The following is a 19,305-nucleotide window of genomic DNA, read 5'->3' as shown; positions in this document are numbered from 1 at the left end:
TCGATCGGCCCGGTGTTCAGGAAGCTGATGAGGCCATGGCGTGGATGCCCACGACCTGGCGGTGGTGGTCGGTCGATCCGAACGCCGTCTCGAGGACGCGGCCGCGCTGCAGCCACAGGTGCAGGTCGTGCTCCCAGGTGAAGCCGATGCCGCCGTGCAGCTGGAGTGCGGCCGCGCCCGCGAGGTAGGCGGCCTGGTTGGCTGAGCTCTTGGCCAGGGACGCCTCCAGGGATGCGTCCTCACCGGTCCCGAGGACGTACGACGCGCTCCACGCGAGCGAACGCGCCGCCTCCGTCGCCACCGCGACGTCGGCCAGACGGTGCTTGAGTGCCTGGAAGGCGCCGATGGGCTGTCCGAACTGCTCACGCTGCAGGACGTAGTCGCGGGTCGTCGTGAGGAGGTGCTGCGAGAGACCCACCAGGACTGACGCGGTGGCCACTGCGCCCACGGTGCGGGCGAGCTGGACGGCGCCGGGATCGCGTGTGAGCAGGCTGAGGTCGTCGAGGACGAACCGGCACCGCGCGAGCCGCCGGCTCGGGTCCGTGCCGTTGACGGGCGTGGCCTCGTACGATCCGCGGGTCACCAGGTGGAGCTCGTCGCCGCGGGCGACCAGCACGACATCGGCACGCGCGCCGTGGGCGACCAGATCGCTCTCGCCCAGGCACGTGCCTGCAACGACCTCGCCGGCGGCGATGGGGCCGAGCCACCGGTCTCGCGCCGGCTCGTCGCCGTGGCGCAGCAGCACGAGCGGGAGGATGGCTGCTGTCTCGACGACCGGGTCCGGAAGGGCGTGGCGGCCACAGGACTCGAGGGGGAGCGCGAGGTCGATGTAGCTGCCGTCGCTGCCCCCGCGGTCAGCGGGGATCGTGATGCCCAGCAGACCGAGGTCGGCCAGGGGCTGCCACACCTCGGAGTCGTAGTCCTGCCCTGCCTCCCACACCTCGCGCAAGCGGGAGGCGGGCATGCGTCGGGCGAGGAGCGAGCTGACGGCGTCGTCGAAGCCTCGCTGGTCGTCGGTGAAGTCAAACAGCACGGTTCGTCCCCTTCGGCAGGCCGAGTACGCGCTCGGCGATGATGTTTCGCTGGATCTCGCTGGAGCCGGCGTAGATCTGGGCGGCACGACCCAGCCAGTAGCGCTGCAGCAGCGTGGACGGCTCGTCGGCCCCGAGATCAATCAGCTCGGCCCGCTCGCCCACCATGCGCAGCCCGAACTCGTGCAGCCGGACCTGCATCTCAGACCACCACAGCTTCCCCATGCTGGCCTGCGCGCCCGGTTGACGATCCTGCGCGATCGAGGACAGCGTGCGCAGCGTCATGTAGCGGTACGCCTCGATCTCGGAGTAGAGCCGGCCGACCTCGCGCTGCACTCCCGCGTCGTGGCGCAACGTCTCGGGCATCAGCCCGATCATCTCGTCGAGCGTCCGCCGGAAGTGCGCGGCCGTGTTCAGGCCGCTCCCGCGCTCGTGCTTGAGGGTCGTCATCGCGACTCGCCAGCCGTCGTTGAGCTCACCGATGACATGCGACCGCGGCACACGGACACCGGTGAAGAACAGCTCCGCGAAGTCCGAGGCGTGATTCATCTGCCGGATCGGGCGTACCTCGACCCCCGGCTGGTGACGGTCGATCATCAAGAACGTGATGCCTCGGTGGCGTGGAGCCTCGGTGTCGGTGCGCACCAGCGCGAAGATCCAGTCCGCGTACCGCGAGTGCGACGTCCAGATCTTCTGGCCGTCGACCACGATCTCGTCGCCCTCGACGACTCCGCGGGTGCGCAACGAGGCCAGATCGCTCCCGGCCCCCGGCTCGCTGAACCCCTGACACCAGATCTCCTCGCACGTGAGGATGTTCTGAAGCCAGCGCGACTGCTGATCGGGGGTTCCCACGTCGATGAGGGTGGGTCCGCACAGTCCGAGTCCCAGCCGGTTGAGCCTCTCGGGGGCGTCGGCCCTGAGGTACTCGTCGTAGAAGATGGCGGTGCTGAGCGCATCCATGCCGCGGCCGCCGTACTCCTGGGGCCAGTGCACGGCAGCCAGGCCGGCGTCGAACATCTGACGCTCCCACGCGCGGTGCTGAGCGAGACCCTCGTCGGTCGACGGCGGGGCGAACCGCTCGCGCGGCGCGTTCGTCTCCAGCCAGTCCCGCACTTCGTCGCGGAACTCCCGCTGGGCGTCGTCGAGCCTGAGATCCATCAGCGCTTGCCTTCCGGTGGGGGGTGGGGGCGCGGCCGAGGCCTCGCCTACGCGCCGGTGCGGTCCCGGACCGTCTGCCCAGCGGAGGCTTCCAGTATCAGAGCGCCTACTGAGGTTGTCAAGAATATTAATCCTTATACTTAAATTAGTTCAGAGTGCTTGGAAGTGGTGTCGCCATCCTGCTATGTTTTTCCGGAACCTTATAATGATTACCCTCTGCTCGGGCGTGTTGGCCCGAGCTGGACCTGGAAGGAACTGCGATGACCTCGGACACCCCGTCGCCCGCCGTACGACTTGAGACGGAGGGCAAGGTCTCCATCGTCACGCTGAACCGCCCCCACCGACGCAACGCGATCGATTTCGACACCAACTACCTGCTCGCCGCGACGTTGAAGCAAGCCGATGTCGACCCCGCGACGCGAGTCATCGTCCTGACGGGTGAGGGTGTCGGGTTCTGTGCAGGCGGCGACGTCAAGAACATGGTGGGCAGCACCTCGTTCGGTCCCGCGGACCGCCCGTACGTCTACACGCCGGGGCGCGACCTGATCAAGGCGTTCCTGCGCCTTGAGAAGCCGATCATCGCGATGGTCAACGGCGCGGCAGCCGGTCTCGGGGCGACGATCGCGCTGATGTCCGACATCGTCGTCATGGCCGACGAGGCCATCATCGGTGACGTGCACGTGAAGGTCGGTCTGGCCGCCGGCGATGGCGGCGCGGCCATCTGGCCCCTGCTGATCGGCCCGTCGCGGGCCAAGGAGTTCCTGCTCACCGGCCGCATGCTGCGTGGCGAGGAGGCTGAGCGGATCGGACTGATCTCGGCGTCCGTCCCCCTGTCGGGTCTGCGTCAGCACGTCATGGAGCTGGCGGAGGAGATGGCTGCACTTCCCCCGTACGCCGTCATGGCCACGAAGTCCGCCATCAACCGCGCACTCGAGGTCGCCGTGACGAATGTCCTCGACACCTCGCTCGCGTACGAGCACCTGTCCATGGCGACGAAGGACCACCAGCGGGCGCTCGAGGCTCGGGCCACCGGCGTGCCCGCCGAATACGATGGCCGCTGACCGGGTGCGTCACGCGATCGTGACGGGCGGCGCCGACGGCATCGGCGCCGGTGTCGTCGAGCGACTGCTCTCCGACGGCCTCGGTGTCGTGGCGGTCGACGTGAGCGTCACGGCGCTCGAGGAGCTTGCGACGCGGCTGGGTCGTCCTGACGCCCTGGTGACCGTGGTCGGCGACGTCGCCGAACCCGCCACGTGGGAGAAGGCCGTCGACACGTGCCACGCGGCGCTCGGCCCGGTGGGGGTGCTCGTGAACAATGCCGGCATCTCGCCCAAGACCGACGGTCGCAAGATCGCGGGACGATCGATCCCCCTCGCCGAGTGGCGACGGGTGGTCGACGTCAACCTGACCGGAGCCTTCTTGGGTGTCCAAGCAGTGGCACCCGACATGGTGGACCGGCAGTGGGGTCGTATCGTCAACATGTCGTCGCAGGCCGGGCGGACCGGCACCGTGGTGGCTGGAGTCCACTACGGCGCGACGAAGACGGCGCTGATCGGCCTGACCCGGGCGTTCGCCGGTGAGCTCGCCGGGGACGGCATCACCGTCAACGCCGTGGCGCCGGGCAAGATCGAGACGCCGATGATGCGCGGTGCGGTGGCGGAGAGCAACGAGGACTTCCTTCGTGGGATCCCGGTCGGTCACTTCGGGAGTCCGGGCGACATTGCAGCACTCGTGAGCTTCCTGGCGGGGGACGAGTCGCGGTTCATCACCGGCGCGACGGTCGACGCCAACGGCGGAAGCTTCATGGGATAGGAGGGATGGCCATGGCTGACTTCACGGGCGAGATCGCCCTGGTGACCGGAGGCGCGAGCGGGATCGGCGCGGCGACCACTCGCATGCTGAATGAACGGGGCGCGCACGTCGTGGTCCTGGACAGGGACCCTGCGGCGCTGGCCAACGTCTCGGACCTCGTCGTCGAACCGCGCCGTGTCGAGGGCCGACTCCTCGATGTCACGGATCGATCTGCGGTGGAGGGCGCGGTGGCATCGGTCGTGGAGGACCACGGCCGTATCGACGTCCTGGTCAACAACGCCGGCATCACCGGGCCGTCGAGTCCTCTGTGGGAAGTGGATCCCGACTTCTGGCATCGCATCTACGACGTGCACGTCAACGGCACGTTCTACCTGCTCCGCTCGGTGCTGCCGCACATGATCGCCGCGGGCTACGGGCGGGTCGTGAACGTCGCGAGCGTGGCGGGCAAGGAGGGGAACGCCAACTCGGCGCCCTACTCGTCGGCCAAGGCCGCCGTGCTGGGCCTCACGAAGTCCCTCGGCAAGGAGCTGGCCACGACGGGGGTGCTGGTCAACGCCATCACCCCGGGCCAGTTCGACACCCCGATCATGAAGGACGTCACGCCGTCGCACCATCAGGTGCTGCTCGCGAAGATCCCCATGGGCCGAATGGGTCAGCCGGAGGAGGCAGCCGAGATGATCGCCTTCCTCGCCTCCCGTCGTACGAGCTTCTCGACCGGTGCGGTCTTCGACCTGAGCGGCGGACGCACCACCTACTGAGCACGACGCGGTAGCCGTTCGGCGCCGCGACCACGACGTCCAGGGAGGACTCACCATGCGCTATGCCGAGCTGCCAGATGGAGATGCCAGGGGGTTCTTCGGAGACGAGGACACCAACGGTTCGCTCAACCGCCAGACGCCGGAGGCGGTCCGACTGGCCGCCCAGGCGGTGCAGACCGGAGACGTGTTCAGCCTGAACGCGCCGCTGAACTGGCCGGACCCTCCGCTGTACAGCCGATCGGAGGTGCGTCACACGGTGCTGACGACTCCGTTGGGCAACCTCGACGACTACCTGGACGGGTTCTACCCCCAGTCGTCGTCGCAGTGGGACGGCTTCTTGCACATCAAGGATCCCGAGATCGGCTTCTACAACCACCTGCCGCGCGAGAAGCTCGGCGTGCACACGTGGGCGCAGAAGGGCATCGCGGGCCGGGGGATCCTGTTCGACATGCCGCGCTGGTTCGAGCGCCAGGGTCGTGAGATGCGCTGGAACGAGCGGGTCCAGATCCAGGTCAGTGACCTGGAGGAGTACCGCGTGTCCGCCGGCATCGAACCGCGGGAGGGCGACGTGTTCCTCATCCGGACCGGATGGACCACGGGGTGGCAGGCCGCGACGGTCGACGAGCGCGCCGCGCTGCGCAGCAGCCCGAACTCCCCAGGACTCGCCGACGGCCGCGACATGCTGGAGTACGTCTGGGACTGGGGGGTGAGTGCTCTCGCGAGCGACAACCCGTCCCTCGAGGCGTGGCCCCTCGGGCCGGGGTTCCTGCACCCGCACCTGCTGGGTCGTCTGGGGATCCCGATCGGCGAGCTGTGGTGGCTTGACGAGCTGGCTGAGCACAGCGCACAGGACGGCCGCTATGAGTGCCTGCTGACCTCGGCCCCGCTGAACCTCCGGGGCGGGGTCGGTTCGACGGCCAACGCGCTGGCCATCAAGTAGGAACCCGGGCGGGGATGCTTGACATCCTCCGCCCATCAAAGAGACTATTCATCATAAGGATTATGATGAGACGCATCCATGCGAGAAGCGGAGACAATCGTGACACCTGAGGTCGAGTTCGACGAGACAGCCATGCGGGAGTCGCTGGACCAAGCGAATCTCAACGTGTTGCGCATTGCCCTCTATCAGCTGACCGGGGACGAGGAGCTCGCACGCATGCGGGTCGACAAGGTCCCCATGCGGGGCGGTGCGTTCTTCGCGTACGCCCTGGGCGAGGAGTTCCACGACGCGGTGAAGGACAAGACGGTTCACTACCTGCAGAACATGGCCTCGGACGTCCCGGCGCCGCCGGACGAGGCCGAGACCCGCAGGCTGATGGAGCTGCTCACCGGAGACCCGCTGTCGGACACCGAGTTCCGCTTTGGCCTGGAGGAGCTGGCGTTCGAGGACTTCTCCCGTGAGGCGACGTGGACCCGGCCCGACGAGGCTCACGACGTCGAGGGATTCGAGGTCGTCATCGTCGGTGCGGGGGCCAGCGGCATCGTGGCCGGGATCCAGCTCGAGAAGCTCGGCATCCCGTACCGGATCATCGAGCGGCAGAGCGATCTCGGCGGAACGTGGCAGGCCAACCACTACCCGGATGCCCGCGTGGACACCAACAGCTACCTGTACCAGTTCAAGTTCGAGAAGAACTACCCCTGGACCGAGTACTTCGCCTCGGCGGCCGAGGTGCGCAGCTACATCGAGCACGTCGCGACCAAGTACGGCGTGATCGACAAGATCCAGTTCGGTGTCGAGCTGCGCCTGGCCACCTTCGACGAGGAGCGGTCCCGGTGGGACCTCGAGCTCGTGTCGACCGACGGGCAGACCAGCTCCCTGACCGCGAACGTGGTGGTCAGCGCGGCCGGCCTGTTCAGCACCCCGAAGATCCCTGACATCCCGGGCATCGAGACCTTCGAGGGAAGGATCTTCCACACCGCCCAGTGGGACGACGACTTCGACTACAACGGCAAGCGGCTTGCACTCATCGGCAACGGCTCGACCGGTACGCAGCTGATGCCGAAGCTCGCCGAGTCGGCCAGCCACCTCACGGTCTACCAGCGCACGCCACAGTGGATCTCCAAGATGGAGGGGTATCGCGAGGTCGTCCCCGCCGGGGTCCAGTGGCTCTTCGACCATGTGCCGTACTACTGGAACTGGTACTGCTACTCCAGTCAGATGACAGCCTCGGGCATGCAGGGCGCCCAGACGTACGACCGTGAGTGGCAGCGCAACGGGGGTCAGATCAGCAAGCAGAACGACGGACTGCGTCAGGCGCTGCTGGAGTACATCGACAGCAAGGTCGGGCACGATCCGGACCTGGTCGCGAAGGTGACCCCCGACTACGCCCCCCTCGCGCGGCGGCTCGTGGTCGACAACGGCTGGTACGACGCGCTGCTGCGCGACAACGTGGATCTCGTGACGAGCGGGATCGCCCGGATCACGCCGACGGGGATCGTCGACAACGACGGCAACGAGACGCCGCTCGACGCGATCGCGCTCGCGGCCGGGTTCGAGGTGTCGAGGTACATGTGGCCGGTCGACTACCGAGGACGTGGGGGCACGACCCTCGAGGACGTGTGGGAGCACGACGGCGCCCGCGCCTACCTCGGCATGACCATCCCGCAGTTCCCGAACCTCTTTGCGTTCTATGGACCGAACGCTCAGCCGCGCGCAGGTGGATTCCTGTCGTGGGTCGAGATCTGGTCGCGCTACGTCGCGCGCTCGATCGTGCTGATGATCGAGGGCGGGCACCGTGAGATGGAGGTCCGTCAGGACGTCTTCGAGGACTACAACAAGCGGCTCGACGAGGCGACGACCGAGCTGATCTGGGAGAACGAGGGTCCCAAGACCACCACCAACTACTACGTGAACAAGCACGGGCGGCAGAACGTCCACATGCCGTGGCGGCTCGACGAGTACCACGCCTGGGTCATCGAGCCCGACCTTTCCGACTACGACCTCAAGGATCGCGCATGACCACCGTCGAAGAGCTGCCCGAGCTGGAGACCCTCACGCTGGAGCGGGCGGACGGCGTAGCCGTCGTCACGCTGTCGAGGCCCCCGGTCAACGCCGTCAACCGCGCGATGCAGCTCGAGCTCGTCGCGGTCTTCGACGCTCTGTCGCAGGACCGCTCGGTGAACTCGGTCGTGCTGGCTGCGGCAGGGGAGAAGGCCTTCTGTGCGGGGATCGACCTGCGCGAGACCGCGGCTCGGATGGCGGTGTCCGAGGACGCGCCGATCGAGGCGACGCTGGACGCGGGCTGGGAGTGGCGTCGGGCGCAGGCCGCGATCCGGCACTGTTCGGTGCCGGTCATCGCGGCAGTCGAGGGGCCGGCGATCGGTGCCGGATTCGGCCTCGTCGGTGTCTGCGACCTCATCATCGCCTCGGAGTCCGCGTCGTTCGCGCTGACGGAGATCAACGTGGGACTGCTGGGCGGTGCGAGCAAGGCGATCCGCATGCTGGGCCCCTTCAAGGCCCGCATGATGATGTTCACCGGCACGTTCCAGTCGGCTGCGGACTTCCACCGCCTCGGTGCGGTCGAGGAGGTCGTCGCGCCCGGCAAGGCGCTGGACCGCGCGCGGGAGATCGGCGTGCTCCTGGCGAGCAAGAGCCCGCTGGCGCTGCGGCTGGCCAAGGAGTCGATCCTGCGGCTCGAGGGCGATGAGCTGGAGGCGAACTACCGGACCGAGCAGGACTACACGACCCGACTGCGTACGTTCGAGGACTCGGCCGAGGCGATGCAGGCGTTCATCCAGAAGCGCGACCCGGTCTGGGCCTGGCGCTGAGCCGGACCTCCGCCGGCCCGCGCTCCTGGCGGACGGCCGCTGCGCGCTACCTCTCGTCGCTGAACTGGTCGGGAACGTAGTGGGTGGCGGTCAGTCCGCCGTCCACGGCCAAGGTCTGTCCGGTGACGTACCCGGCCTCGTCCGAGGCGAGGTACGCCACCGCGGCTGCGACGTCGGCGGTCTCGCCCGTGCGCGCGATGGGCTTGAGCTCGATGTTCGCCCGGGTGTACCACTGGGGACGGGACGCCAGCATGCGCTCGGCCAGCGGGGTCATGACGACGCCGGGCGCCACCGCGTTCGCGGTGATCCCGTGCCGGCCGTAGTCAGCGGCCAGCGATCGCGTCAGCGCGATGAGGCCCGCCTTGCTGACGGCGTAGTCCGAGCTGCGCCGGAACCCCGTCATGCCGTTCATGGAGGCGATGTTGACGATGCGCCCGTACTCGCGTCGCATCATGTCCGGCAGCACGGCACGGGTGAGTCGGAAGGACGCGTGCAGGTTGAGCTCGATCACGTCGCGCCAGCGCTGCTCCTCGACCTCGTGCACGTGGGTGGACCCGCCGATCCCGGCATTGTTGACCAAGATGTCGATCGATCCGAGGTTCTGCGCGGCGGCGCTCACCACCGTCGCAGGCGCGTCCGGCGCGGTGAGGTCCACGCTCACCGCGGCGACCTGGCCGAGCGCGGAGAGCTCGACGACGGTGTCGCCGAGGCGGTCCGGGTCGACGTCGACGAGGAGCACCTGGACGCCCTCGGTGAGGAGCCGCTCGGCAATACCCCGGCCGAGGCCGCCGGCGGCTCCGGTGACGACTGCTCCCCGTCCGGCGCTGAAACGTTCTGTCATGTGAGGTCTTCTTCCGCTTGAGCTTGCGTGGCGTAGCGTGGTAATTAAACATAAGCATTATAACTATTTCGAGGTGTGACGCATGGGTTCAACAACAGTGATCCGGTGGTGCTCCGCTGTGCACCGAGGCTGCGGGTGCCTCTCGTGAGAGGGATCGGCATCAGGGACGGCCAGCTCGAGCTGATCCGGGTCCCTGACCCCCGCGCGGAGGACGGCGAGGTCGTGATCGAGATCGTCGCGGCCGGGGTGAACCGCGCCGACACGAGCCAGCGCCGCGGTCGGTACGACCCGCCGGCCGGCTCGTCGCCGTTGCCGGGGCTCGAGTGCTCGGGCCGGATCGTCGAGATCGGCCGCGGGGTGACGCGGTGGCAGGTGGGGGACGAGGTGTGCGCGCTCCTGGCCGGCGGCGGTTATGCAGAGAAGGTCGCCGTCCCGGCAGGTCAGGTGTTCGAGGTGCCCCGCGGCGTCGGTCTCGTCGAGGCTGCTGCCGTGCCGGAGGCCGCCGCGACGGTGTGGTCCAACCTGATCACTCTCGGCGGTCTCTCTGCCGGTGAGACGGTCCTCGTGCACGGAGGCAGCAGCGGCATCGGCACCATGGCGATCCAGGTCGCACGCCTGGTCGGCGCCGAGGTCATCGCCACGGCGGGCTCCCCGGCCAAGCTGGAGGCCTGCGCGTCGCTGGGCGCCCGGGCCGTGATCGACCACCGCCGCGAGGACTTCGTGCAGCGCGTGCTGTCCGAGACGGACGGGCGCGGGGTCGATGTCGTGCTCGACATCGTCGGTGCCGACTACCTGCAACGCAATGTCGATGCGCTGGCCGTCGAGGGCAGGCTGGTCGTGGTCGGGATCCAGAGCGGATTCGACGCCTCGGTGGACCTGCGGTCCGTGCTGCGCAAGCGGGTCCGTCTCACGGGCTCGATGCTGCGGTCGCGCCCGGTCGTCGAGAAGGCCGCGATCATCGACCAGGTCGTGGAGCATGTCGTGCCGGCCCTCGAGACGGGGGCGATCAAGCCGGTGATCGAGACGACCTTCCCCCTCGACGACGCCGCGGCGGCACACCGCCTGATCGAGTCGTCCCAGCACATCGGCAAGATCCTGCTGACCACCACCTGACGTGCCCGAACGCACGCTGAACCTGCCGTCCCCGACGGCGACATCGAGAACGAGAACGAGGAGAACAGCATGACCGCACTTCAGGGCAAGTCCGTCGTCATCACCGGCAGCGGGGGCGGCATCGGAGCCGCGTCCGCCCGGCTCGCCGCACGCGAGGGCGCCTCGGTCGTCGTCAACGACCTGGACCAGGCGGCAGTCGACGCCGTCGTCGGGCAGATCGAGCGGGACGGCGGGCGCGCCGTGGGTGTCGTCGCGAACGTCGCCGACGCGTCGGACGCCGAGCGGATCGTGGACACGTGTGTCGAGGCCTTCGGAGTGATCGACGGGCTGGTCAACAACGCCGGCATCATGTTCGTCGGCCCGTCCGACGACCTCGACGCCGAGCGCACGCGCCGACTCATCGAGGTGAACGTGCTGGGCGCCATCTTCTGCGGCGTCCACGCGATGCGTCGCATGAAGGCCCAGGGCTTCGGCTCGATCGTCAACGTCACCTCCGGCGCGCACATGGGTCTGAGCAACACGGCCGTCTACGGTGCGAGCAAGGGGCGACAGCCTCGCTGACGTACGACTGGGCCACCGACCTGGCGGGTACGGGCGTCAGGGTCAACGCGATGTCTCCCATGGCCGGGACGCAGATGACGGCCGACGTCCTGATCCAGCGGGGTGGCACGAACGACCTCGAGGAGCGGCTCCAGGCGTTCCCCACCGCCGAGGACAACGCCCCGGTCGTGGCATATCTGCTGTCGGACGCCTCGACGCACCTGAACGGTCAGGTGATCCGCATCGACGGCCCCGAGCTGTCGGTCGTGGGGCGCCCGGCCATCCTGCGTCCGTCGCTCACGTCCGATCAGTGGGACGTCGAGTCCGTCGCCGCCGCGTTCGACGGCCCCTTGCGCGGTCTTTTGGCCCCCACCGGGCTCCTCCAGGTGACGGGCGACTTCACCTACTCCACGGTCAAGGTCGAGGCCTGACGGTCAGGCGGTGAGCAGCTCTCGTGCCTCGCGGGGCGTCATCGGGTCGCAGCCGTGGGCGACGGCCTCGGCGACGATGCGAGGCTCCTCCTGCATGAGCCGCCAGCCGCGGCGCACCAGCACCTGCGGCGACTTGCGTCCCTCGCGCAGGTCGCGGAAGAGCCGCAGCATGAACGTCAGCGTGCGGCGGCGGCGCAGACAGATCGCGGCCTCGAGCAGGCCGGCCTCGCGGCAGGCGTCGACGATGACGGGGGCGAAGAGGCCCTCGGCGATGAACTGGCCGTCCGGCACGGTCAGCGTCTGCGTCCCGGTACGCCGGCTGGTGGCGATGTCGTACACCGGCACCTCGGCGGTCCCGGACGCGCACAGCTCCGCGATCGTGCCGACCGCCGCGACGGCGTCCCACGACCCGGGGTGGTCCCAGTCGACGATGCCGAGCGTCGACCGCGGCATGTCGGGCGCGTCGATGTCGCGGTAGAAGTCGTCGAGGCGCAGCACGGGCCAGCCCAGGCGGGCCGCGAGGTGGGACTTCCCGGAGCCCGATGGTCCTGCCACGATCACGACTCCGGAGGATGCGCCCACCGGACGATCCTAGTCGGGGCCCGCTCCTAGGATGGAGGCATGTCCTCACCCGTCACCGTCGCCGAGATCGCCGCGACCATCGATCACGCCATCCTCAAGCCCGAGCTCACCCGCGCGGAGGTCGACGAGCAGCTCGCACTCGTCGCCCGGTACGGCGTCTTCAGCGCGTGCGTGCGACCCAGCGACGTCGCGCACGCGTCCCGGGTGCTCGAGGGCTCGGGTGTCGCGGTCTGCGCCGTCATCGGGTTCCCGCACGGGACGACGACCACGCGCACCAAGGTGGCCGAGGCGACCGAGGCGCTCGACAACGGCGCGTCCGAGCTCGACATGGTGCTCAACATCGGACGCCTGCGCAGCGGCCTGGTCGACGACGTCGAGGACGACATCCGCGCGGTCGTGACGGCGGCCGGCGAGCACGTCGTGAAGGTCATCCTCGAGACCGCGTACCTCAGCGACGACGAGATCGTGGCCGGCTGCCAGGCGGCCGAGCGGGCCGGCGCCGCGTTCGTCAAGACCTCGACGGGATTCGCCGGGGGAGGGGCGACGATCGAGCACCTGCGGCTCATGCGGGCCACGGTGGGCGACGCGGTCCAGGTCAAGGCGTCCGGCGGCGTGCGCGGTCTCGACACCCTCCTGGAGATGCGCGACCTCGGCGTCACGCGCTTCGGCACCAGCGCGACGGCCACGATCCTCGACGACGCCGCAGCGCGCGAGGCGGGCCGGTCCGCGTCCGGCTCCACCGACGAGTCCTCCTACTGACCGCGGTGGGCCTGACGTTCCTGCAGACACGCCGACGGCGTGTCCGCAGAAACGTCAGGCTCAGCGGGGACCGGGGATGAACTTCATCGATTCGTCATCTTCCGTCTCCGTGGCACGCGTTGACATCGGTCGCGGGTCGGGGTCTTCTTGCTGAAGACATCCTGAGAGATCTCTCAGGGGCACACTCGTCGGGGGGATGAGTCATTTGCGCTGCCTCCCCGATCGACCCGGAGAGGTACCTGCGTGAGTTCTCTGTCCCGCCGCCTGATGGTCGTCGCCACCACGACGCTCCTCGGCGCACCGCTGCTCGCCGTCACGTCGGCGGACGCCGCCGACGACGTCACCATCAACCTGATCGGCATCAACGACTTCCACGGTCGGATCGACGCCAACACCGTCCAGTTCGCCGGCACGGTCGAGCAGCTGCGGGCCGAGAACCCGGCGAGCTCGCTGCTGATCTCGGCGGGCGACAACGTCAGCGCCTCGCTGTTCACCTCGTCGGTGCAGAAGGACATCCCGACGATCGACGTGCTCAACGCGCTCGAGCTCGACGCGTCGGCCGCCGGCAACCACGAGTTCGACCAGGGCGCGGACGACCTGACCGGACGCCTCTCGGACGCCGCCGACTTCCCGTTCCTGTCCGCCAACACGTTCAAGGCAGACAAGACCCCGCTGCTGAAGAAGTACGAGACCTTCACGGTCGACGGCGTCGACGTCGCGGTCATCGGTGCCGTCACCGAGGAGACCCCGTCGCTGGTGTCGCCGTCGGGCATCCAGGGCCTGACGTTCGCCGACCCGGTCGACTCGATCAACGACACGGTCGACGAGATCGAGGCGCTCCCGGCCGCGCAGCAGCCCGACGTCATCGTCGCCTCGATCCACGAGGGCGCACCGGACGGCACCAAGACGCTCGACCAGAACGCCGCGGCCAGCCCGGTGTTCAAGAAGGTCGTCGAGCAGACCGATCCCGCGGTGGACGCGATCTTCATGGGCCACACCCACCAGGCGTACGCCTACGACGCCCCCGTCCCCGGCGAGGCCGGCAAGACCCGCCCGGTGCTGCAGACCGGCAACTACGGCACGAACGTCGGCCAGATCAAGCTCACGTTCGACCCCGACACGGACGCGGTCACGGCCTACACCAAGAAGAACCAGGCGCGCACCACGGCGGCCACGGGGGACCTGACGACGGCCTACCCCCGCGTCGCCGCGGTCAAGACGATCACGGACGCCGCGATCGCGTACGCCGCGGAGATCGGCAGCAAGCCGGTCGGTTCGCAGACCGCCGACCTCACCCGCGCGTACACGGGCACCACCGAGAACCGTGGCGCCGAGTCGACCCTGAGCAACCTGATCGCCGAGTCGCTGCGCGCCAGCGTCTCCAAGACGCCGGCAGGTGCTGACATCGGCCTGAACAACCCCGGAGGCGTGCGGGCCGACCTGCTGTACGCCGCAGGTGCCGCCCCCGACGCGCCCGGCACGATCCTGTTCTCCGAGGCGCTGAGCGTCCTGACCTTCGCCAACCAGCTGAGCACCGTGACGCTCACGGGCACCTCGTTGAAGAAGGTCTTCGAGCAGCAGTGGCAGCGCAACGCGGACGGCACCGTGCCGACGCGTGCGTACCTGCAGCTCGGCATGTCGAAGAACCTCACGTACACGTTCGACTCCACCCGGCCCGAGGGCGACCGCATCACCTCGATCACGATCAACGGCAAGGTCGTCCAGCCGACCGACTCGATCAAGGTTGCGGTGCCGTCGTTCCTGACCTCCGGAGGTGACAACTTCCACGCGTTCACCGAGGGCACGGCCGTCGACAGCGGCCTCGTGGACTACACCGGCTTCAACGACTACATCGCGAGCAACAGCCCGATCACCCCGGACTTCTCGGCCCACGCGGTCGAGGTGACCGGCGTCAAGAGCTCCTACCGGGCGCTCGGCACGGTGTCGGTCACCCTGCCCAGGCTCAACCTGACGTCGCGCAACAGCCCGGCCAACACCACGGTCGCCACCACGCTGACGTACGGGGACACGACGGTCGACCTCGGCGACTTCCCGGTCACGGCCGGATCGTCGACGATCACGTTCGACCTGCCGGCCGGTGCGGTCGGCGACGTGACGCTCACCGCGACCGCGGCACCCACCAACACCACCGTCAGCATCCCGCTGTCCGTGGACAAGATCGCGTCGACCGTCACCGGCACGGCGCCGACGCGGGCGAAGACCGGGACGACGTTCACGGTGGAGACCGCGGTCGCGTCCGCAGCCGGTGCCGAGGTCACCCCGACCGGAACGGTCTCCGTGAAGGAGGGCGACGTGGTCCTCGGGACGGCTGAGCTGGTCGGCGGCCGGGCATCGGTCGAGGTCCTCGCCAGCCGGCTGACGGCCGACGAGCACGCACTCACGGTGGCGTACTCCGGCGACGCCGCGCACACGGCCTCGACGGCTGACGCCGGCACGATCGACATCGTCAAGGGCGGGTCCGGATTCGGGGCCGTCGCCACGAACGGCACCTACGGCACGCCCAGCACGGTGAAGGTCACGGCCGATCCCGAGGCGTCCGGGCTGGTGTACGTCACGGAGAAGGGGAGCGTCGTCGGTCTCGGCTTCCTGCGCTCCGGCACCGGCACGGTCACACTGGACGGCACGGTGCTGACGCCGGGTGCCCACTCGCTCGACGTCTACTACGGCGGCGACGAGAAGTTCGACCCGACCAGCACGACCGCGTCGCTGACCATCGCCAAGGCGGCCACGACGCTCAAGAAGGTGTCGGTCAGCCCGACCAAGATCGTCAAGAACCGCACCAAGCCGTTCGTGACCCTCTCGGTGTCCGCCAAGGGGTTCACCGTCAACGGCGGCACGGTGACGCTGCGCCAGAGCGGCAAGAACTACGTCGGAACGGTCAAGAACGGCACGGTCCGCATTCGGCTCGGGAAGTTCACCTCGAAGGGTGCGGCGAAGAAGGTCACGGCGACCTACGGCGGCACGACCGTCGCCAAGGGATCGTCCACGACCTTCACGGTCAAGGTCCGCAGCAAGTAGCGGCTGGGGCTCCCGGGGCGGCCACGCGCCGCCCCGGGACCCGCACCGCCCGTACGCCCATCAGCACGACACGTCCAGAACTCGGGGAAGCACATGTTGACATCGATCGTCACGCGATGGGCGGCCGCAGCGGCCGTCTCGGTTGCCTCACTCGTCGCGGTCCCCGTGGCTTCCGCCACGGCGGCACCGGCCGGCGACACCCTCGTCATCAACGAGATCTACAACAACGGCGGCAGCACGGGCGCCTCGTACGCCAACCGCTTCTTCGAGCTCCACAACCCGACCGACCACGACATCAGCGTCAACGGCTGGTCGTTGCAGTACAAGTCCGCGACCGGCGCCGCCTTCACCGGCAAGACCGAGCTGGGCGACAAGCACCTCGAGCCGGGCGGCACCCTGGTGGTCCGGGGAGCGAGCAACAACGCGGCGACGAGCCCCGGCGCCGCGGTGCCCGCCGACGTCACCCCCGAGACCGGCCTCAACAGCGCCGGGGGCAGCGGCGTCGTCGCCCTGTCCCGGTCGACCGCCACCCTCACGACCTCGCTGACCGATGCCAACCTGGTCGACCTGGTCGGCTACGGGACGACCGCGAACCTCTTCGAAGGCACCGCGCGAGCCGTCACGGGTGGTCTCACGTCCTCGATCAACCGCAAGGTCGCCGGCCAGGACTCGGACGACAACGCGGCCGACTTCGCGACCGGTGCGCCGAGCCCCACCGCGTGCGGCGCCGCGTGCGACGGTCCCGGGGACTCCGGCGGCGGCCCTGTCGACCCGCCGGCCGATCCCGTGGACGCGACGATCAGCGAGATCCAGGGGGCTGGCGCGGCGAGCCCGCTGGTGGGCACGACGGTCACCACCCGGGGGGTCGTCACCGCGGTCTACGCGACCGGCGGGTTCAACGGCGCGTACATCCAGACGCCCGGCACCGGCGGCGCGATCGACCTGGCCGGCCACACGGCGTCCGACGGCGTGTTCGTGCACGGCTCGGCCTTCGCCGCCGGCGTCGAGAAGGGCGACCTGGTCGAGGTCACCGGCCCCGTCTCGGAGTTCAACGGCCTGACCGAGCTCACGACGACCGCCGGGGGCTTCAGCAGGCTGTCCGAGGCGCACGAACCGGTCGCGCCGGCGACGGTGTCCTTCCCCCTGTCTGAGAAGCAGCGCGAGTCGCTGGAGGGGATGCTGCTGCTGCCGCAGTCCGTCATGACGGTCACCGACAACTACGCGACCAACCAGTACGGCGAGATCGGGCTCGCCGACGGCACGCAGCCGCTGCAGACGCCCACCAACGTCGTCGCCCCCGGCGATCCGGCGAAGGCGCTGCTGGCGGAGAACCAGCAGCGGCTCGTCAACCTCGACGACGGCGCGTCGATCAACTTCCTGTCCGCAGCCAACCAGGGCATCGCGATGCCCTGGCTGCGACCCGACAACGAGGTGCGCGTCGGTGCGGCCGTCACGTTCGTCGACCCGGTCGTCCTGGACTGGCGCAACAACGTCTGGAAGCTGCAGCCCACCCAGCACCTGACCTCGACCGGCAAGGAGCCCGTCACGTTCAGCGCGACCCGCACCGCGGCACCCGCCGCGGTCGGTGGGGACGTCCGGATCGGTACCTTCAACGTCCTGAACTACTTCTCCACGACGGCGGCCGACTTCGAGAAGGCCGGCCTCGGGACCTGCACGACGTACAAGGACCGGGCCGGCAACCCGGTCACCGCCAACACGTGCACCAACAACGGTCCGCGCGGCGCGGCCGAGGATGACGACCTCGCGCGCCAGCAGACCAAGATCGTCACGGCGATCAACACCCTCGACGCCGACGTCGTGTCGCTCGAGGAGATCGAGAACTCGAGGTCGGTCGACCCCGCGGCCGACCGGGACGAGGCGCTGAGCACCCTGGTCGACGCCCTGAACGCCGCTGCCGGCGAGAAGCGCTGGGCGTTCGTCCCGTCCCCGTCGACCCTGCCGGCGAGCGAGGACGTCATCCGCACGGCGTTCATCTACCAGCTCGAGGTCGTCTCGACCGTGGGAGCGTCGTCGATCCTGGACGACCCGGCGTTCGCCAACGCCCGCCAGCCGCTGGCGCAGGCGTTCAGGCCCACCGGCGGCTCCGCCGCCTCGACGTTCGCGGTCATCGTCAACCACTTCAAGTCCAAGGGCTCGGGCAGCGGACAGGACAGCGACCAGGGCGACGGCCAGGGCGCCTCGAACCACTCGCGCGTGCTGCAGGCCACGGCTCTCGTCGCCTTCGCCGATCGCTTCGGCACGTCGGCCGGCACCGACAAGGTCTTCCTGACCGGCGACTTCAACGCGTACAACAAGGAGGACCCGGTCCGCATCATCGAGGAGGCCGGCTACACCAACGTCCCGGCGAAGAGGACGAACAAGGAGACCTACCAGTTCGACGGGATGGTCGGCTCGCTCGACCACGTCTTCGCCTCCGCCGCGGCGTACGAGCGGGTCACGGGCGCGGACATCTGGAACATCAACGCGTACGAGGCGCTGGCCCGTGAGTACAGCCGCCACAACTACAACGCGACCGATCTCTACACGGCCGACCCGTACCGGGCGAGCGACCACGATCCGGAGCTCGTCGGCTTCACCGCGACCCCGGACGCGGCCGGTTCCACCACCACGGCGACGGCACCAGCATCGATCCGAGCCGGCAAGGACCTCACGGTCGCCGTGACGGTCGGCGGGGGCACGACCCGCGCCACGGGGACCGTGACCGTCAGCGAGGACGGCGACCCGATCGCCACCGGCACCCTCACGAACGGCGAGGCTGACGTCGTCGTCCCCGGCCTGTCGATCGGCACGCACTCGCTCACCGTCTCGTACGGCGGGGACGCGGAGCACGCGGCCTCGAGCGCGACCGTGACGACGCAGGTCCTGCGGGCCACCAGCGGCCTGAGCGCGACGGTCGGGGCGGCGACCTACGGCACGAGCGCGACGCTCACGGTGACGGGCGAGAAGGGCTCGTCCGGCTTCGTGTACGTCGCAGCCGGCGACGACCTCGTGGGTCTCGGCACGCTCGCTGACGGGACGGCGAGGGTCGCGCTGTCGAGCACGCTGCCGGTCGGCAGGACGCAGTTGACGGTCTTCTACGCCGGGAACGACGACTTCGACCCCGGCTCCGCCACCGTGACGATCACGGTGGCCAAGGCGGCCACGACGATCAGGAGGACCGCGGTCACCCCGAGCAGGATCGTCAAGAACCGCACCAAGCCGTTCGTCGAGCTGTCGGTCACCGGCAAGGGGTTCACGGTCGACGGCGGCACGGTGACCGTGCGGGCGAGCGGCAAGAGCTACACCGGGACGGTCAGGAAGGGTGCGGTGCGCATCCGGATCGGCACGTTCAGCTCGTCGGGCCCGGCCAAGAAGGTGACCGCGACGTTCTCCGGCAACGGGGTCGCGAAGGCGTCCTCGACCAGCTTCACGGTGAAGGTGCGGAAGAAGTAGGGCGGGGCCCGGGTCCTTTC

General features: G+C 69.1%; 14 protein-coding genes and 1 pseudogene. 11 read left to right on the top strand and 4 right to left on the bottom strand.

From position 1 onward, the window contains the following. Positions 1-16: 16 nt before the first annotated feature. Both C3E78_RS14080 and C3E78_RS14075 read right to left on the bottom strand, forming a co-directional pair. A complete protein-coding gene (locus C3E78_RS14080; protein ID WP_159085899.1) occupies positions 17-1,033 on the bottom strand; it encodes an acyl-CoA dehydrogenase family protein in 1,017 nt (338 codons plus the stop codon). Then, positions 1,023-2,189, bottom strand: a complete 1,167-nt coding sequence (locus C3E78_RS14075) for an acyl-CoA dehydrogenase family protein (RefSeq protein WP_108579423.1) — start codon at positions 2,187-2,189, stop codon at positions 1,023-1,025. Before C3E78_RS14075 ends, C3E78_RS14080 begins: the two co-directional genes overlap by 11 nt. Before the next feature lie 260 nt (positions 2,190-2,449). Between C3E78_RS14075 and C3E78_RS14070 the strand changes: the two genes are divergently transcribed. From C3E78_RS14070 to C3E78_RS14045, 6 genes are all read left to right on the top strand, one after another. Beyond that, on the top strand, positions 2,450-3,250 hold the full coding sequence (locus C3E78_RS14070; RefSeq protein ID WP_108579420.1) for an enoyl-CoA hydratase/isomerase family protein: 801 nt from the start codon (positions 2,450-2,452) through the stop codon (positions 3,248-3,250). Beyond that, positions 3,240-4,001 carry an SDR family oxidoreductase gene (locus C3E78_RS14065; RefSeq protein ID WP_243834198.1) on the top strand — a complete coding sequence of 254 codons (762 nt, stop codon included), beginning with the start codon at positions 3,240-3,242 and terminating at the stop codon, positions 3,999-4,001. Before C3E78_RS14070 ends, C3E78_RS14065 begins: the two co-directional genes overlap by 11 nt. 11 nt (positions 4,002-4,012) lie before the next feature. Continuing rightward, complete coding sequence (locus C3E78_RS14060; RefSeq protein ID WP_199906831.1) at positions 4,013-4,759, top strand: SDR family NAD(P)-dependent oxidoreductase; 747 nt, start codon at positions 4,013-4,015, stop codon at positions 4,757-4,759. Between the two features lie 55 nt (positions 4,760-4,814). Then, positions 4,815-5,699 (top strand): cyclase family protein, encoded by an 885-nt coding sequence (locus C3E78_RS14055; RefSeq protein ID WP_108579414.1) that lies wholly within the window; start codon positions 4,815-4,817, stop codon positions 5,697-5,699. A 99-nt stretch (positions 5,700-5,798) separates the two neighbouring features. Next, a complete protein-coding gene (locus tag C3E78_RS14050) occupies positions 5,799-7,718 on the top strand; it encodes a flavin-containing monooxygenase (RefSeq protein ID WP_108579412.1) in 1,920 nt (639 codons plus the stop codon). After that, positions 7,715-8,527 (top strand): enoyl-CoA hydratase-related protein, encoded by an 813-nt coding sequence (locus C3E78_RS14045; protein ID WP_108579410.1) that lies wholly within the window; start codon positions 7,715-7,717, stop codon positions 8,525-8,527. The genes C3E78_RS14050 and C3E78_RS14045 overlap by 4 nt, the downstream gene beginning before the upstream one ends. Positions 8,528-8,573: 46 nt before the next feature. Here C3E78_RS14045 and C3E78_RS14040 read toward each other — a convergent pair whose 3' ends face one another. Further along, positions 8,574-9,368, bottom strand: a complete 795-nt coding sequence (locus C3E78_RS14040) for an SDR family NAD(P)-dependent oxidoreductase (protein WP_108579408.1) — start codon at positions 9,366-9,368, stop codon at positions 8,574-8,576. A gap of 135 nt (positions 9,369-9,503) precedes the next feature. On the opposite strand from C3E78_RS14040, the gene C3E78_RS14035 reads away from it, so the two are divergent. Next, the gene (locus C3E78_RS14035) at positions 9,504-10,481 is read left to right on the top strand and encodes an NAD(P)H-quinone oxidoreductase (RefSeq protein ID WP_108579406.1); all 978 of its coding nucleotides are present in this window, start codon (positions 9,504-9,506) and stop codon (positions 10,479-10,481) included. Between the two features lie 69 nt (positions 10,482-10,550). After that, positions 10,551-11,452 (top strand): annotated as a pseudogene (locus C3E78_RS18795) (SDR family NAD(P)-dependent oxidoreductase). A gap of 3 nt (positions 11,453-11,455) precedes the next feature. Here the strand turns inward: C3E78_RS18795 and C3E78_RS14025 are convergent. Then, a complete protein-coding gene (locus C3E78_RS14025) occupies positions 11,456-12,034 on the bottom strand; it encodes a uridine kinase family protein (protein ID WP_108579404.1) in 579 nt (192 codons plus the stop codon). 39 nt (positions 12,035-12,073) lie between these two features. Between C3E78_RS14025 and deoC the strand changes: the two genes are divergently transcribed. The 3 genes from deoC (at position 12,074) to C3E78_RS14010 (ending at position 19,285) form a co-directional block, all read left to right on the top strand. Then, complete coding sequence (gene deoC / locus C3E78_RS14020) at positions 12,074-12,793, top strand: deoxyribose-phosphate aldolase (protein WP_108579402.1); 720 nt, start codon at positions 12,074-12,076, stop codon at positions 12,791-12,793. 243 nt (positions 12,794-13,036) lie between these two features. After that, positions 13,037-15,832: a 5'-nucleotidase C-terminal domain-containing protein gene (locus C3E78_RS14015; RefSeq protein WP_135804816.1), complete on the top strand. Its 2,796-nt coding sequence runs from the start codon at positions 13,037-13,039 to the stop codon at positions 15,830-15,832. Positions 15,833-15,925: 93 nt separating this feature from the next. Continuing rightward, positions 15,926-19,285 (top strand): ExeM/NucH family extracellular endonuclease, encoded by a 3,360-nt coding sequence (locus C3E78_RS14010; protein WP_108579398.1) that lies wholly within the window; start codon positions 15,926-15,928, stop codon positions 19,283-19,285. The last annotated feature ends 20 nt before the right edge of the window (positions 19,286-19,305 follow it).

This window comes from Aeromicrobium chenweiae (assembly GCF_003065605.1).
Taxonomy (GTDB): Bacteria; Actinomycetota; Actinomycetes; order Propionibacteriales; family Nocardioidaceae; genus Aeromicrobium; species Aeromicrobium chenweiae.
Note: the sequence above shows the minus strand (reverse complement) of the source record. Positions and strands in the feature narration are given on the sequence as shown.

Coding starts and splice junctions, on each gene's coding strand:
- C3E78_RS14055 (WP_108579414.1), top strand. CDS start 4,815: ATGCGCTATGCCGAGCTGCCAGATGGAGATGCCAGGGGGTTCTTCGGA.
- C3E78_RS14040 (WP_108579408.1), bottom strand. CDS start 9,368: ATGACAGAACGTTTCAGCGCCGGACGGGGAGCAGTCGTCACCGGAGCC.
- C3E78_RS14065 (WP_243834198.1), top strand. CDS start 3,240: ATGGCCGCTGACCGGGTGCGTCACGCGATCGTGACGGGCGGCGCCGAC.
- deoC (WP_108579402.1), top strand. CDS start 12,074: ATGTCCTCACCCGTCACCGTCGCCGAGATCGCCGCGACCATCGATCAC.
- C3E78_RS14045 (WP_108579410.1), top strand. CDS start 7,715: ATGACCACCGTCGAAGAGCTGCCCGAGCTGGAGACCCTCACGCTGGAG.
- C3E78_RS14070 (WP_108579420.1), top strand. CDS start 2,450: ATGACCTCGGACACCCCGTCGCCCGCCGTACGACTTGAGACGGAGGGC.
- C3E78_RS14010 (WP_108579398.1), top strand. CDS start 15,926: ATGTTGACATCGATCGTCACGCGATGGGCGGCCGCAGCGGCCGTCTCG.
- C3E78_RS14060 (WP_199906831.1), top strand. CDS start 4,013: ATGGCTGACTTCACGGGCGAGATCGCCCTGGTGACCGGAGGCGCGAGC.
- C3E78_RS14075 (WP_108579423.1), bottom strand. CDS start 2,189: ATGGATCTCAGGCTCGACGACGCCCAGCGGGAGTTCCGCGACGAAGTG.